The 14,613-nt window shown below is 55.5% G+C and carries 12 protein-coding genes; 8 read left to right on the forward strand and 4 right to left on the reverse strand.

Translation table 11 applies throughout. The annotated features are described in order from the left end of the window. The first annotated feature begins 28 nt into the window (after positions 1–28). From ACIQ5B_RS06750 to ACIQ5B_RS06760, 3 genes are read left to right on the forward strand one after another with little or no spacing between them, the layout of a single operon-like run. Complete coding sequence (locus tag ACIQ5B_RS06750; RefSeq protein ID WP_397598349.1) at positions 29–2,473, forward strand: FAD-dependent oxidoreductase; 2,445 nt, start codon at positions 29–31, stop codon at positions 2,471–2,473. Then, the gene (locus tag ACIQ5B_RS06755) at positions 2,473–3,717 is read left to right on the forward strand and encodes an aromatic ring-hydroxylating dioxygenase subunit alpha (RefSeq protein ID WP_395629369.1); all 1,245 of its coding nucleotides are present in this window, start codon (positions 2,473–2,475) and stop codon (positions 3,715–3,717) included. The genes ACIQ5B_RS06750 and ACIQ5B_RS06755 overlap by 1 nt, the downstream gene beginning before the upstream one ends. Continuing rightward, positions 3,714–4,784, forward strand: coding sequence for an alcohol dehydrogenase family protein (locus ACIQ5B_RS06760; RefSeq protein ID WP_397598350.1), 1,071 nt, complete (start codon positions 3,714–3,716; stop codon positions 4,782–4,784). Before ACIQ5B_RS06755 ends, ACIQ5B_RS06760 begins: the two co-directional genes overlap by 4 nt. Here the strand turns inward: ACIQ5B_RS06760 and ACIQ5B_RS06765 are convergent. Further along, complete coding sequence (locus ACIQ5B_RS06765) at positions 4,781–6,097, reverse strand: aspartate aminotransferase family protein (RefSeq protein ID WP_397598351.1); 1,317 nt, start codon at positions 6,095–6,097, stop codon at positions 4,781–4,783. The two genes, ACIQ5B_RS06760 and ACIQ5B_RS06765, sit on opposite strands and share 4 nt — an antisense overlap. 97 nt (positions 6,098–6,194) lie before the next feature. Then, positions 6,195–7,589: an amino acid permease gene (locus ACIQ5B_RS06770; protein ID WP_397598352.1), complete on the reverse strand. Its 1,395-nt coding sequence runs from the start codon at positions 7,587–7,589 to the stop codon at positions 6,195–6,197. Positions 7,590–7,797: 208 nt separating this feature from the next. Between ACIQ5B_RS06770 and ACIQ5B_RS06775 the strand changes: the two genes are divergently transcribed. Next, positions 7,798–10,140, forward strand: coding sequence for a transketolase (locus ACIQ5B_RS06775; RefSeq protein WP_397598353.1), 2,343 nt, complete (start codon positions 7,798–7,800; stop codon positions 10,138–10,140). A 393-nt stretch (positions 10,141–10,533) separates the two neighbouring features. Here the strand turns inward: ACIQ5B_RS06775 and ACIQ5B_RS06780 are convergent, their stop codons facing one another. After that, positions 10,534–10,932: an ArsR/SmtB family transcription factor gene (locus ACIQ5B_RS06780; RefSeq protein WP_397598354.1), complete on the reverse strand. Its 399-nt coding sequence runs from the start codon at positions 10,930–10,932 to the stop codon at positions 10,534–10,536. Then, positions 10,929–11,561, reverse strand: coding sequence for a peroxiredoxin (locus tag ACIQ5B_RS06785; RefSeq protein ID WP_395628865.1), 633 nt, complete (start codon positions 11,559–11,561; stop codon positions 10,929–10,931). The genes ACIQ5B_RS06780 and ACIQ5B_RS06785 overlap by 4 nt, the downstream gene beginning before the upstream one ends. 105 nt (positions 11,562–11,666) lie before the next feature. Between ACIQ5B_RS06785 and ACIQ5B_RS06790 the strand changes: the two genes are divergently transcribed. The 4 genes from ACIQ5B_RS06790 to ACIQ5B_RS06805 all read left to right on the forward strand — a co-directional run. After that, positions 11,667–12,584 (forward strand): MBL fold metallo-hydrolase, encoded by a 918-nt coding sequence (locus ACIQ5B_RS06790; protein ID WP_397598355.1) that lies wholly within the window; start codon positions 11,667–11,669, stop codon positions 12,582–12,584. Next, on the forward strand, positions 12,581–13,021 hold the full coding sequence (locus ACIQ5B_RS06795) for a YeeE/YedE family protein (RefSeq protein ID WP_395628867.1): 441 nt from the start codon (positions 12,581–12,583) through the stop codon (positions 13,019–13,021). The genes ACIQ5B_RS06790 and ACIQ5B_RS06795 overlap by 4 nt, the downstream gene beginning before the upstream one ends. After that, positions 13,018–13,461, forward strand: coding sequence for a DUF6691 family protein (locus tag ACIQ5B_RS06800; protein WP_395628868.1), 444 nt, complete (start codon positions 13,018–13,020; stop codon positions 13,459–13,461). The genes ACIQ5B_RS06795 and ACIQ5B_RS06800 overlap by 4 nt, the downstream gene beginning before the upstream one ends. Beyond that, positions 13,458–14,613, forward strand: a 1,156-nt coding sequence (locus ACIQ5B_RS06805; protein ID WP_397598356.1) for a TIGR01244 family sulfur transferase, incomplete at its 3' end; no start/stop codon positions are given. The genes ACIQ5B_RS06800 and ACIQ5B_RS06805, both read left to right, overlap by 4 nt.

The raw sequence follows: 14,613 nt of genomic DNA on the forward strand, positions 1-14,613 counted from the left end.
ATAACGCCAAGATGAAGGTCTGATCCGCGTGGCTGAATTACCCAAAAAGGCAAAAGTCGTCATCATCGGTGGCGGTGTCATCGGCTGTTCGATTGCATATCACCTGACCAAGATCGGTTGGGACGACGTGGTCTTGCTGGAACGCAAGCAATTGACCAGCGGCACGACATGGCATGCGGCGGGGTTGGTCGGGCAATTGCGGCCCAGCATCAACATGACCAAGCTCGCAAAATATACTGGCGAGCTCTATCGCGGGCTTGAGGCAGAAACTGGCCAGGCAACGGGCTATCGCCAGTGCGGTTCGATTTCGATGGCCACCAATGCCGAACGCTTTGAGGAGCTAAAGCGCAGCGCATCCATGGCCAAGGTATTTGACCTGCCTGTGCATGTCGTGACACCACAAGAGATCAAAGAACTGGCCCATATCGTCAATGTCGATGATGTCGTCGGCGGCATTCATATCCCAAGCGACGGTTATGCAAATGCAGTCGATATTACGCAGGCCTTGGCCAAAGGTGCCCGCACTGGCGGCGCGAAAATCTTTGAAAACACCAAAGTCACCAGAATCCGTCACAATGGTGATCGCATCACGGGCGTAGATACGGACGATGGTTCGATTGACGCGGATTATGTCGTCATCTGCGGTGGCATGTGGACGCGTGATTTGGCAGCCAGCGTTGGCGTTGCCGCCCCATTGCACGCATGTGAGCATTATTATGTTCTATTCGAAGGCGTCGAAGGCATCGACAATACACTGCCGGTTCTGCGTGATTATGATTATTGTGGTTATTATAAATATGACGCGGGCAAGCTGCTTGTCGGCGCATTTGAGCCCAATGCGCGGCCGTGGGGTATGGACGGCATATCCGAAGATTTCTGTTTCGATGAAATTGCAGGAAGCTTTGAACATTTCGAACCATTGCTGATTGATGCAATGCGCCGTGTGCCTGCGTTGGAAAAAGCGGGCATTCAAAAATTCTTCTGCGGTCCCGAAAGCTTCACCCCGGACGTGCGATACCATCTGGGTGAAAGCGCTGAATTGAAAGGCTGCTTTGTTGCGGCTGGCCTCAACTCCATCGGCCTGCAATCCGCGGGCGGCGTGGGCAAGGTCATGGCGGACTGGATCCGCGATGGTATTCCGCCTGCAGACTTGTGGACCGTCGATATCCGCCGCAACATGCCGTTCCAGATTAACCGCAAATATCTGCGCGAACGCGTTACCGAAAGCCTCGGCCTTCTTTACGCGACGCATTATCCGTTCAAGCAATATGAAACCGCACGCGGGGTGCGCAAATCCGCCTTGCACGACCGGCTCGTCGCGCAAGGTGCGTGTTTTGGCGAAGCTTTTGGTTGGGAACGTGCCAACTGGTATGGCGAACCCGGCAGCACGCCCGCATATGAATATAGCTATGGCCGCCAGAACTGGTTTGAAGCCAATGCGGCGGAATGCAAGGCCGTGCGCGAAGCGGTTGGCCTGTTCGACCAATCAAGTTTTGCCAAATTCCGTCTTGAAGGCCGCGACGCCATGGCCGTGCTCAACCGCGTCTGTGCGAACGATGTCGATGTTGCCCCGGGCAAGCTGGTCTATACCCAGTGGCTGAATGAAAAAGGCGGGATTGAGGCTGACCTGACCGTCACACGCCTTTCGGAAACGGCATATCTGATCGTCACCGGCGCTGAAACCGAGGTGAAGGATTTCAACTGGTTGAAACGCCATACGCCCGAAGATGCACATGCCGTGCTGACCAATGTGTCGTCAGGCATGGGTGTCATTTCGATCATGGGGCCCAACAGCCGCGCGTTGCTGCAATCGATTAGCCCCAATGACCTGTCGCATGAGGCGTTCCCCTTTGCGACCTCGCAAGAGATTGAGCTGGGCTATGCCATCGTGCGCGCATCACGCATCACCTATGTCGGTGAGCTGGGGTGGGAGCTGTATATTCCCACCGAGTTCATGGCGGGCGTATATGATGCGATTGTCGCGGCTGGCGCGGCGTTTGGATTAAAACATTGCGGCTATCATGCGTTGAACGCGCTTCGCATGGAAAAGGCCTATCGCCATTGGGGCCATGACATCACGGATGAGGATACACCGTTGGAAGCTGGCCTTGGCTTTGCTGTGAAGATGGACAAAGCGGGTGGCTTCATCGGGCGTGAGGCTTTGGCCGCGCAGAAGGAAGCTGGCCTTAAGCAGCGCCTTGTGCAGTTCTTGGTCAAATCACCCGAACCCATGCTCTATCACAATGAACCGATTTGGCAGGGCGACCGGATTGCCGGCTATATTCGTTCCGGAATGTATGCCCATACGCTCGGCGGCGCGTGCGGCCTTGGCTATGTTGATGCCGCCGACGGCGGTGTCGTCGGGCCAATTGGCGCTGATGATTATGAAATCGAGATTGCCGGTGTCCGCTATCCTGTCACCGCGTCGCTCAAACCTTTTTATGACCCCACAAATGCACGGATCAAAATCTAATGTCGCACACTGAACTTATGGGCCGCCTCGCTGCGAACACGCAGGTTGGATACAGCTTTGATCAGGAATTTTACACCAGCGATGCGGTGTTCAAAGCGGACTTTGATGAAATCATCAGCCAGAAATGGCTGCTGGCCGGCCATGTGTCACGCATCCCGGAAAAAGGTGATTATTTCCTGTACCGAGTCGGTAATGAACAGATTATCGTTATTCGTGAAAACAGCGAAAGTGTCCGCGCATTTTTCAACGTCTGCCGCCACCGGGGTTCGACGATTTGCCAGTCGGAAAGCGGCAATGCGCCGCGTCTGGTCTGCCCCTATCATGCATGGACATTTGGGCTTGATGGCCGCTTGATCTCCGCGCGGTTAATGCCGGAGGATTTCGACAAAGCCGAAAACAGTCTGTTCGCGTGCCATATCCGCGTTTTTCATGGCCTGATTTTTATCAACATGAGCGAGGGCGAACCGGACGATTTTGATGCGACCTTTGGCGACATGGGCGCCATTCTCGACTATCACGGTTTTGCTGATGCCCGGATCGCGCACGCCGGCAGCTACCCCACGACCGCCAATTGGAAGCTGGTCATCGAGAATTTCTTTGAATGCTACCATTGCGTGCCTTCGCATCCGGAATTCTGCTCGATGCATGCATCAGAGTCGATCGTTGCCGTTGGCGCAGGGCCAAGTTCGGGGCCTGCTGACGCTATTGCAAGTTTCACGCCCAAGTTGCAGGCTTGGGAAGCGAGCGCAGCAGCGGCAGGTCGGCCAATCGGTAATATCGACGACGCCCCCGAAAGCAGCCATCTGCGTCTGTTGATGCAACGGATGAACAAGGATGGCTGGTCATCGGAAACGCAAGACGGTTCAGCGCCTGCGCCATTGATGGGCAAACGGACAAAGGCAGATGGCGGCCGGATGCACCTGAGCTTCAGCCCGTTCAGCCAAATTGTTGCCGACGACCATTTCGCCATCCTGTTCCAGTTCACGCCGCGCGGCGCGCTGGAAACCGATGTGGAAATGATCTGGCTTGTCGATGGCCGTGCGACGGAGGACCAGGTTGACATTGAAAAGATGATCTGGGGCTATCACGCGACAACCACGCAGGACAAAGTCATCACTGAAAATAATCAGGCCGGCATTATGTCGAGCCGTTACCGCCCGGGGCGCTATTCCGACCAAGAAGGCAGCGTTCTTAAGTTCCAGAAATGGTATCTCAACCAGTTCGGGCTGGCGCGGGCCGAGTGACCATCGCCGCCAACATGCGGGCAGTTTTGCTGACCGGCCATGGTGGTTATGAAAAGCTGGAATTGCGTGATGATGTGCCAGTACCGAAGCCGGGTGTTGATGATGTCCTGGTCCGTGTTGGCGCGGCGGGCGTCAATAATACGGATATCAACACGCGCATTGGCTGGTATTCCAAATCGGTCGCAGAGGCGACGGAGACGGGCGCTGCAGAAGGACTTGAAGGCGCTGGCGATGATGGCTGGTCCGGTGCCGCGTTTCAATTTCCGCGCATTCAGGGTGCCGATGCGTGCGGAAGGATTGTCGCAGTCGGCGATAATGTCGATCCCGCCCGTATCGGAGAACGGGTCTTGGTCGAACCCGTCTTTTGCGGCGCGAGCCGTTACGACATTCTCTATTTCGGATCAGAAGTCGATGGCGGCTTTGCGGACTATGCCTGCGTTCCTTCGGTTCATGCGCACCGCGTTGAATCTGCGTTATCTGACATCGAACTGGCTAGCTTTCCCTGCGCTTATGGAACTGCGGAAAACATCCTGACCCGTATCAATCTGCAGGCTGGTGAGCGCGTACTCATCACGGGCGCATCAGGTGGTGTTGGCTCCGCGGCAGTCCAGCTTGCGAAACGGCGCGGGGCAGAGGTCATCGCCATGGCGGCGGATACAAAGGCCGATAGCGTCCGCGCGCTCGGCGCGTCCCAGGTCATTCCGCGCGATGCCAATCTGCTATCATTGTTCGGGCAAGAGCATTTCGACGCCGCTGTCGATATTGTCGGTGGCGCGCAGTTCGGCGAGATCCTGAACGTGCTTAAGCGCGGAGGCCGCTATGGCGTGTCGGGTGCGATTTCGGGGCCTGTTGTCGATCTTGATCTTCGGACGCTCTATCTCAAGGATTTGCGCCTGATCGGTTGCACGGTTTTAGAGCCCGAGGTTTTTGCAAACCTCGTCTCCTATATTGAACGCAGAGAAATCCGGCCCGTGGTTGCAGCCGCCTATGACTTATTCGACATCGTCAAAGCGCAAGAAGCGTTTTTGACGAAGCAGCATGTCGGAAAGATTGTGCTGTCGCTTTAGTCGACGGTTTCAATGAGCTCGCCGATACGTCCAACGATTTCGTCGATATGCGTTTTTTCCAGAATGAGCGGTGGCGACAATGCGATGATATCGCCGGTCGCGCGGACCAGTAAACCATTGTCGAAGCATTTGTGGAACAACTGCATGCCCCGCTTGCCAACGCCGCCTGCATGTGGCGCAAGCTCTATGGCAGCAACAATGCCCATATTGCGGATATCGATAATGTGCCGTTTGCCCTTCAGGCTGTGCACCGCATCCTGCCAATAACCGTGCAGCGAGCTCGCATGCTCAAAAATCCCCTCCGACTTGTATAGGTCAAGTGTCGCAAGGGCTGCTGCCGCTGCCAAGGGGTGGCCGGAATAAGTGTAGCCGTGGAATAGCTCGATGCCATCAGGGCCGCCCTCTACAACACCGTCATGGATGTGGCGGCTGACCGCAACCGCGCCCATAGGCACAGCGGCGTTGGTAAGGCCCTTTGCCATCGTGATGATGTCTGGCGTCACGCCGAGCGTTTCGGATGCCGTTGTGCCGCCGACACGGCCAAAGGCGGTGATGACTTCGTCAAAGATCAGCACAATGCCGTGCTTGCGTGTGATCTCGCGCAGTTTTTCGAGATAACCAATCGGGGGTACCAGAACGCCGGTTGACCCGGCCATGGGTTCAACAATGACGGCGGCAATGGTTTCGGCACCATGCAGCGCGACGATAGCTTCCAGATTGTCGGCCAGATGCGCGCCCCATTCTGGGCGACCCATGGTGAAGGCGTTATGTTCCAGATTATGGGTGTGCGGCAGATGATCGACGCCCGTTAACAAGGTGCCAAATTGCCGCCGGTTGTTGACGATGCCGCCGACGGAAATGCCGCCAAAGCCAACACCATTATAACCACGCTCACGTCCAATCAGGCGCGTGCGCGTGCCTTGTCCGATGGCGCGTTGATAGGCGAGCGCAATCTTCAATGCAGTGTCGACCGATTCGGATCCCGAATTGGTAAAGAAAATGCGGTCCAGCCCCTCAGGCATGATCGTCGCCAATCGCGACGCCAGTTCAAACGCAAGCGGGTGCCCCAATTGGAATGGCGGGGCATAGTCCAGCTCGGCCGCGCATTTCTGGATCGCCTCGACAATCGGTGCGCGGCAGTGGCCTGCGTTTACCGCCCATAGGCCCGCGGTACCGTCAAGGATCTGACGTCCGTCGTCGGCGGTATAATGCATGTCCTTTGCCGACGCCAACTGACGCGGCGTGGTTTTGAACGCCCGGTTCGCAGTAAACGGCATCCAAAATGCCGCTAGGGGGTCGTTTTCCAGTTTCATCCATTCGCTCCAGCAACCAGTTTCATATGCTTATGCGATATGCAGGCCATTATCCGTGATTGAAAAGATTGTTGCGTCCGGAAAATTTTGGTGGGCATTAATTTTTCCGCTGCTTTGCTTGCACGCGGCATTTGACCCAATATCCAACCAAAAAGAGCGCTGCCACCAGAACGCTGGTCCAAAGTTCAATGGAGTGCGATGTGGAAATGCCCATCAACACCAGAACGCCCACCATCCCGGCAATGGCCGTCCATGTGCCATAAGGATGGAACCACATTTTGAGCTTCAGTTTTTCAGGAGCAGTCGCTTCGAAATCGGCGCGGAGCCGCAGCTGTGCCCAAGCAATCAGCAGATAGATAAACAGCATGATCGCACCCGAAGCATTCACCAGAAAATTGAACACTCTGTCCGGCGACAGCACCGATGCAGCAAGTGCGACATAGCTGAAAAGGCTCGCGATCAGGATCGCCCGGGCAGGTACTTTTGCTTTGCTCAATTGCACACAAGATTGCGGCGCATCGCCATTTTTGGCGAGACCGAACATGGCGCGTGAGGTGATATAGATGCCCGAGTTCAGGCACGACAACACGGCCACAAGCACGATGCTATTCATAATCAGATCGGCGGCGGGATAACCCATGACGCGCAAAGCTTGGGCAAATGGCGATGCGCCAACTTCGATTTCGTTCCATGGCACGATCGATACGATCATCAGGATCGACAACACGAAGAATATGAGAATGCGTGTCGATACCGATATCGTCATACGCGCGATGGTGCTTGCGCCATCTTCCGATTCTGCGGCCGCCAGCGTTGCGATTTCGGCGCCGCAAAGCGAAAATATCGTCGTCGATACACCCACGAAAATGACGGCAATACCTGCTGGCGCAAAACCACCATGTTCGGTCAGGTTTGAAAAAGTCGGGCCAGAAGGCGACGTGACACCCGTGGCATAAGCGGCGGCAGCGAGAATGAAGACGATGATTGCAACCACCTTAGTGGAAGCGAACCAGAATTCGAATTCTCCGTAGGATTTGGCGGACATCAAATTAACCGCGGTCAATATTGCCATCAACACCACACCGATTTCCCAAATTTCAAGCATCGGAAACCAGCTGTTTATAATCTTCGCGCCCGCAATTGCCTCAATAGCGATCACGACGACCCAGAAATACCAATAGAGCCATCCAACAAGAAACCCGGCCCAATTACCGACGCCGGTACGGGCAAAATCGGGAAAGGTTTGAACACCAGGCATCGCCATGGCCATTTCGGAGATCATCCGCATGACAAGTAATACGAGGAATCCCGCCAACGCGTAGCTTATAACCGCAGCAGGCCCAATTGTGCTGATTGCCGTCGATGAACCAACAAACAGGCCAGCCCCGATGATGCCGCCAAATGTGATCATCGAAACATGCCGGGACTTGAGTGTCCGGCTAAGTTCGTTCGCGCCAGTTCCTGCTGGTGGCGTCGCTAAGCTTGTGTCCATGTGTCGGATTCCCCCTCGTTCAAAACGGTTCTAGCTTTGAAACAAGTGATCTGTAAATGACGGCTATCAAACAAATGAGATACAAGCCGTCTTTCGTGACGAAAAGTTGGAACGCACGGGTTATAATTTTTGCTTATAAGCCGCGGCATTGGACTGACATGCGCCTGCAGGGCTGATATGGCGTAAGCGAGGGGATGTAATAACCGAAATGGCCACCGTCTTAACTGACCACCGAAAAGAAAAAATCGCCACGATCGAGACGCTGGATGCGCGGCTGCGCTGGCTGTCGTCATGGATTGTCCATAACGCCAACCATTTGCGGGAAAAGCGCGACGGCCTTAAGGTAGGCGGGCATCAGGCCAGTTGTGCTTCGATGACGGCGATTATGGCAGCGCTGTATTTCCATGCGCTTCGCCCGCAAGACAAGGTGTCGGTGAAGCCCCATGCAGGCCCCGTGCTGCAGGCCATCCATTATTTGCTGGGCAATCAATCACTGGAGCAATTGCAGCAGTTTCGCGCATTGGGCGGCGCACAAAGTTATCCGTCACGCACTAAGGACAAAATCCCGGTGGATTTTTCAACCGGCTCGGTTGGACTGGGCGTCGCGATTACGGCCTTTTCCAGCCTCGTTCAGGATTATCTTGTTGCGCATGGGTCGCTAGATGAAGCGGACGCCGGCCGGATGATATCGCTGATGGGCGACGCTGAGCTTGATGAAGGCAATATCTACGAATGCCTGATCGAAGCCTATAAGCACGACATTCGCAATTGCTGGTGGGTGGTTGATTATAACCGCCAGTCGTTGGACAGCACGACCGCGGACCGCATGTTCCGACGCTTTGATGATATTTTCGAAACCTGCGGCTGGCGTGTTGTCACATTGAAGAACGGCAAGTTGCAACGTGCGGCGTTCTCGCGGCCTGGCGGGAAATCGCTTGAGGACTGGATTGAAAATTGTCCGAATGCTGATTTTGCGGTGCTCACCTATAAGGGCGGGGCGGCGTGGCGCGAACGGTTGATCGCGGACATTGGTGGTAAGCCGCATGTGGCAAAGCTGCTCGACAGTTTTGACGATGACGGGCTCGCTGCTCTGATGACCAACTTGGGCGGGCATTGCATCGAGACTTTAATGGATGCGTTCGACAGCGCCGATGATGAACGACCGACGTTGTTTATTGCCTACACCGTTAAAGGCTACGGCCTGCCGCTTGCGGGGCATAAGGACAATCATTCGGGGATGATGAACCCCGCGCAGATTGAACAGCTTCGCGTCAGCATGGGCGTTGAGGTCGGGCAGGAATGGGAACCATTTGCCGGATTGGGTGGAAATATCGCGGCGCGGCTGAAAGACTTTGTCGGGCAGAGCGTTCTCGCGCACAAACCGCAAGAGCCGGATGCGTCGGTGATCGCCGTGCCCGAACGCCTTCCTGTGCCGTCTGGCGATGTTCAGTCGACACAAGCGGCCTTTGGCAATGTTTTGCTCGATCTCGCCAAATCCTCTGAGACATTAGCCGACCGTATCGTGACAACCGCGCCTGATGTTACGCAGACGACCAATTTGGGCGGATTTGTGAACCAACGCGGGCTTTTCCGCCGATCCGATGTGGCCGATATCTTCCGTGATGCCAAAATTCCGTCGGCACAAAAATGGGCGGCGCATGCCGCAGGGCAGCATATTGAACTCGGGATTGCGGAGAATAACTTCTTTCTTTTGCTCACGTCGCTTGGGCTTGCGGCGCCGCATTTCGGGACGCGGTTGATTCCCGTTGGTACGGTATATGATCCCTTTATCGCGCGCGGATTGGATGCGCTGAATTATGGTTGCTACTCCGATGCCCGTTTCTTGCTCGTTGGAACCCCGTCCGGACTGACCTTGGGGCCAGAGGGCGGTGCGCACCAGTCGATCAATACGCCGCTGATCGGGATGGGGCAGCCTGGCCTTGCGTATTTCGAACCGGCTTATGCCGATGAAGTCGCATTGTTCATGCGCTGGGCATTTGAGCATATGCAGAAACCCGACGGCAGCTCGGTATATCTGCGCCTGAGCACGCGCCAAGTGGCGCAGGTGCAACGCGCCGGTTTCGAATGGGAGGCGGACGCGTTAAAAGGCGGCTATTGGTTACGACAACCTGCACCCGGCGCCGAAGCGGCGATTGTTTTTACAGGCGCAATTGCACCTGAAGTGCTGGCTGCTTTTGACCAACTGGCCGATGACATTCCCGGATTGGGCGTGTTAAATGTGACGTCGCCCGATGTCCTGCATCGCGACTGGTCAGCCAGCAAGGCCGCGCGCTGGACTGATAAGCCCATGCAAATGTGCCATGCCGAAGATCTGTTATCGGTTTTGGCACCTGAGGCTGGGCTCGTGACCGTGATTGATGGTTCGCCAGGCGCGTTGTCGTGGCTGGGCGGTGTCAGTGGTATGCGGGTCAGCCCGTTGGGCACGGATCGTTTCGGTCAGACGGGGGATTTGATCGATCTTTACGACACCTACCGCCTTGATGCTGTCGCCATCATTGATGCGATGGCGGAGCTGTTTCTGAAACGTTAGACTGGCCTCGGCCACGTATTAGATTGGGTTTGATTGGCGCGCCATGGATAATGAAACTGATAACATTTATGTATTTGATATTGTTCTATAAATTATTGACGTGAGAAGATATACGGCTGTTGTTTCAAACCCGAAGAATTAATCCGTGTGTTTCAGACTAACGCAGTGTTGCAAGGCGATGGCAGTAAGAAGCGATGTAATTGGCAGTTTTGCGCCCAAATTCAGCCATCATCAGCGTAGGCTCACTTCCTTATGAGCGGACCTTGCACCTGCAAGGTTGCTAGGTTAACTCTTTCGACGACATCAATGGTCTACTTTCAAGGCGATAGACCAAGCAATTAGCCATTCGTTCTGTTGGAATGGCCATATTTTGATGGCTAGAATATAACCCCGTTAAATGATGCGGGCGAATCCTGCCGCGCCACGTGCTGGAGGCGAACGTACCTCAGGCTTGTTCAATTGCAGGGCGGTATTCAACATTTGCCCCACATCGCCTTCGTCCCCAAGGATTGCTTCCATGCTGCGTACGCATAAGCAGACTTTATCATCCGCTAAGTCGTACCAGATTTGCTTTGACGCACGGCGCGTTTTGACGAGGTCGTTGCGGCGCAGTTCCGCAAGTTGCTGGCTAAGTGCAGGTTGGCCGATGCCCGTTGCGGCATCGATTTCGCTCACCGTGCGTTCACCGCGCAAAAGGCAAGATAAGATCATCAGCCGCTGCGGCTGCGCATAGACTTTTAGCTTGTCCGCCGCTTTTACGGCGCGGTCGCGACTTTCAAAAAGCGAAGTCATTTCGTGTCGGCCAAATGGCAAAACCAATCATCGCCACCGCTGATTTCCGCGCTGTTTATAACTGGCATTGCAAGCAATTTGTCCCCTGGCTGCCATCCTTCTGGCGCAAGGCCAGCGCCGCCCTGAGTAGCTTGCAATGCGTAAAGAAGGCGCAGCATTTCACTGACCGAGCGGCCCACATTATGCGGATACGTCGTGATAGCACGAATGATGCCGTCGGGGTCGATGAAATAGGTTGAGCGCACCGCGGCGCTATCGGCCGCAGCATCATCAATCATGCCATATGCGCGGCCAATGGCCATGGAGGGATCTTCAATGATCGGGAAAGGAACATTCACCCCAAATTTATGTTTAATCGCAGTCACCCAAGCAATGTGCGAATGGATACTGTCCACGGAAAGCCCGAGCAATGCACAACCAGTTGCTTCGAACGCAGCAGCCGACTTGGCAAGCGCAACAAATTCCGTCGTGCACACGGGCGTAAAGTCCGCAGGGTGCGAAAACAAGATAAGCCACTGGCCCCGATATTCCGAAAGGCTCCGCTCCCCGAGCGTTGTTCGCGCGCGAAAGTCCGGCGCTGTTTCGCCAATCCTAATTGGCTGTGAGGGAACTGCTTTCGTGTCGTTCATTTCTTCATCCTGTTCATCGCTCGGCGCTGCCACGAGACTTGTATTGACGCAACACGGATAATCGATTACACAATTTATGTAAATATGAATTTATAGGAGTTTTCCATGCCCGACTCAGCGTTAGAAAATGCCATCGCGCAGGTGAGTGATGCCCAAAAGGGTGTTCCGATAATTCGTGCCTTTTTCGACAAACCGACTTTCACGGTTAGCTATGTGGTCCACGATCCTGAAACCAAGCAGGCCGCGATCATTGATAGCGTGCTTGATTTTGATCCTGCCTCAGGGCGAACATCGTTCGCGTCGGCGGATGCCATTATCGCATATGTTGCGCAGCAGGGCTTGGCCGTTGATTGGCTGCTCGAAACCCATGCGCATGCCGATCACCTTTCGGCAGCACCTTATTTGCAGCAAAAGCTTGGCGGCAAAATCGCCATCGGTGAGCATATCGTCACCGTCCAGAATGTGTTCGGAAAGCTGTTTAACGCTGGCACTGATTTTCAGCGTGATGGGTCGGACTTTGACCGGCTGTTTGCCGATGGCGACCACTTCCAAATTGGGAAGCTGGACGTAACCGTTCTCCATGTCCCCGGTCATACGCCTGCGGACATTGCCTATGTCATTGGTGACGCCGTGTTCACGGGCGACACAATGTTCATGCCCGATTACGGCACGGCGCGCGCGGATTTTCCCGGCGGAAATGCGCGGCAATTGTTCCAGTCGTTGCGCCGGATTTTGTCGCTGCCTGCCACGACGCGGCTCTTTATGTGCCACGACTATCTGCCTGCTGGCCGCACGGAATATGCATGGGAAACCACTGTGGAGGCAGAGCGTAAGGGCAATATCCATGCCCATGACGGCATAACCGAGGATGAATTTGTCGCGATGCGTGAGGCGCGCGATGTGACGCTGGATATGCCGCGCCTGATTTTGCCGTCGGTGCAAGTGAATATGCGCGCAGGCCATATGCCCGCCGCGGACGACAATGGCATCACGTACCTCAAAATCCCGGTAAACGCGGTATGATAGCGGCTTTTCCCAACGCCATGCCTGTTGAGGGCTTTATGGGCGGCTTGCTGATTGGGCTTGCGGCCGCAATCATGCTGCTCGGCCTTGGCCGGATCGCCGGCGTCAGCGGAATGGCGGCGCGGGCAACGGGCATTGCGGATAGCGGAGCGCCAAGAAATGTCGCAATCGCATTCGTCGTCGGCCTTCCGCTTGGTGCGCTTCTGATCGCGCAGACCGTTGGTGCGGTGAACGTCAACTTTCCAGCATCCATCTGGCCGCTGATCATCGGTGGCTTACTCGTGGGTTATGGCACACGGCTCGGCTCGGGCTGCACCAGTGGCCATGGCGTATGCGGGCTGTCGCGTCTTTCGCCGCGGTCGATGGTGGCAACAGGCATGTTCATGGCAAGCGGGTTTGTGACTGTAGGGATTCTGCGCGCAGGAGGTTGGCTATGACCCGGGCGCTTATCGCATTAATCTCTGGAACGCTGTTCGGGGCCGGCCTTGCCTATTCGGGCATGTCGGACCCTGCGCGCGTTCAGGCGTTTCTGGATCTGTTTGGCCAATGGGATCCAACGCTCGCTTTCGTCATGGGTGGCGCCATGCTGCCGATGGCCGTGGCTTGGGTTATTAGATCGCGGCTATCTGCGCCGCTTGCCGCGCCAACGTTCGATTTACCAGGCACGACCACGCTAGATCGCCCGCTTGCCATTGGGGCCATATTGTTTGGAATGGGTTGGGGCATCGCCGGCCTTTGCCCCGGGCCTGCGCTTGCTGACTTGGCGATTGCGCCGGGCGATGTCGCGCCATTTGTCGTTGCGATGTTTGTCGGCATGGCCGCGCAACGCTTCACAGCTTTTACATCCCAAAAACCAAAACAAGCGGGGCCTAAATGACGTTCAAATCCATCACGCCAAGCTTTTCTGTGTCAGGGCAATTGACGACAGAAAATCTGCATCACGCTGCCGCGCAGGGCTTCAAATCGGTTATCTGCAACCGGCCAGATGGCGAAGAGGCGGGGCAACCATCCGCCGCCGCTATCCAGAAAGAAGCACAAGCGCTTGGCCTGTCATTTACGTATATTCCAGCCATCTCAGGCGCGGTTACAGGCGATGATGCGGCGAAGATGAAAGCGGCTCTGACCCAAATGCCATCCCCCATTCTTGCCTATTGCCGCTCCGGCGCGCGTTCAGCCAAGCTTTGGGAAATGGCGACAAAAGATCAGGATGCAGCGCCATCCTCCGCCAAAATCTATGATGTGGTTATCGTGGGCGGTGGCAGTGCCGGAATCGCCACAGCCTCCAGCCTCCTCAAACGCAATCAGAAGCTATCGATTGCCGTTATCGAACCTTCAGAAGACCATTATTATCAGCCCGGCTGGACTATGGTTGGGGCTGGCGTATTCTCAGCTGAATTCACCAAGCGCGCCGAAAAATCGGTCATGCCCAAAGCGGTTGACTGGATCAAGAAAGCAGCCTCTGGATTTGTGCCTGAGGACAACAAAGTGCTGCTCGCCGATGGCAGTTCGGTTGCCTATCGCGTGCTGGTGGCTTGCCCCGGGATCAAGCTGGATTGGGATGCCATTGACGGCTTGACCGAAACGCTCGGTCAAAATGGTGTAACGTCCAACTATCGTTACGACCTTGCCCCTTATACCAACCGCCTTGTGAAGGATTTCAAGCAAGGCCGCGCGCTGTTCACGCAGCCGCCCATGCCGATCAAATGTGCAGGCGCGCCGCAAAAATCAATGTATCTGTCGTGCAGTGCGTGGGAACGGGCCGGGGTGTTAAAAGACATTGATGTGCAATTCCATAACAGCGGCGCAGTGCTGTTCGGGGTCGCGGCCTATGTCCCCGCATTGATGGAATATATCGAACGCTATGACGCGCATCTAAATTTTGAATCGAAGCTGGTTGCGATTGATGGCCCTGCCAAAATTGCGACATTTGAACAGAAACGCGGCGACATCGTCACGCGGGTCGAAGAAAAGTTCGACATGATCCATGTCGTCCCGCCGCAAGTCGCGCCAGATTTCGTGCGCAACAGTC

The organism is Sphingorhabdus sp. (assembly GCF_044374345.1).
Taxonomy (GTDB): Bacteria; Pseudomonadota; Alphaproteobacteria; order Sphingomonadales; family Sphingomonadaceae; genus Sphingorhabdus_B.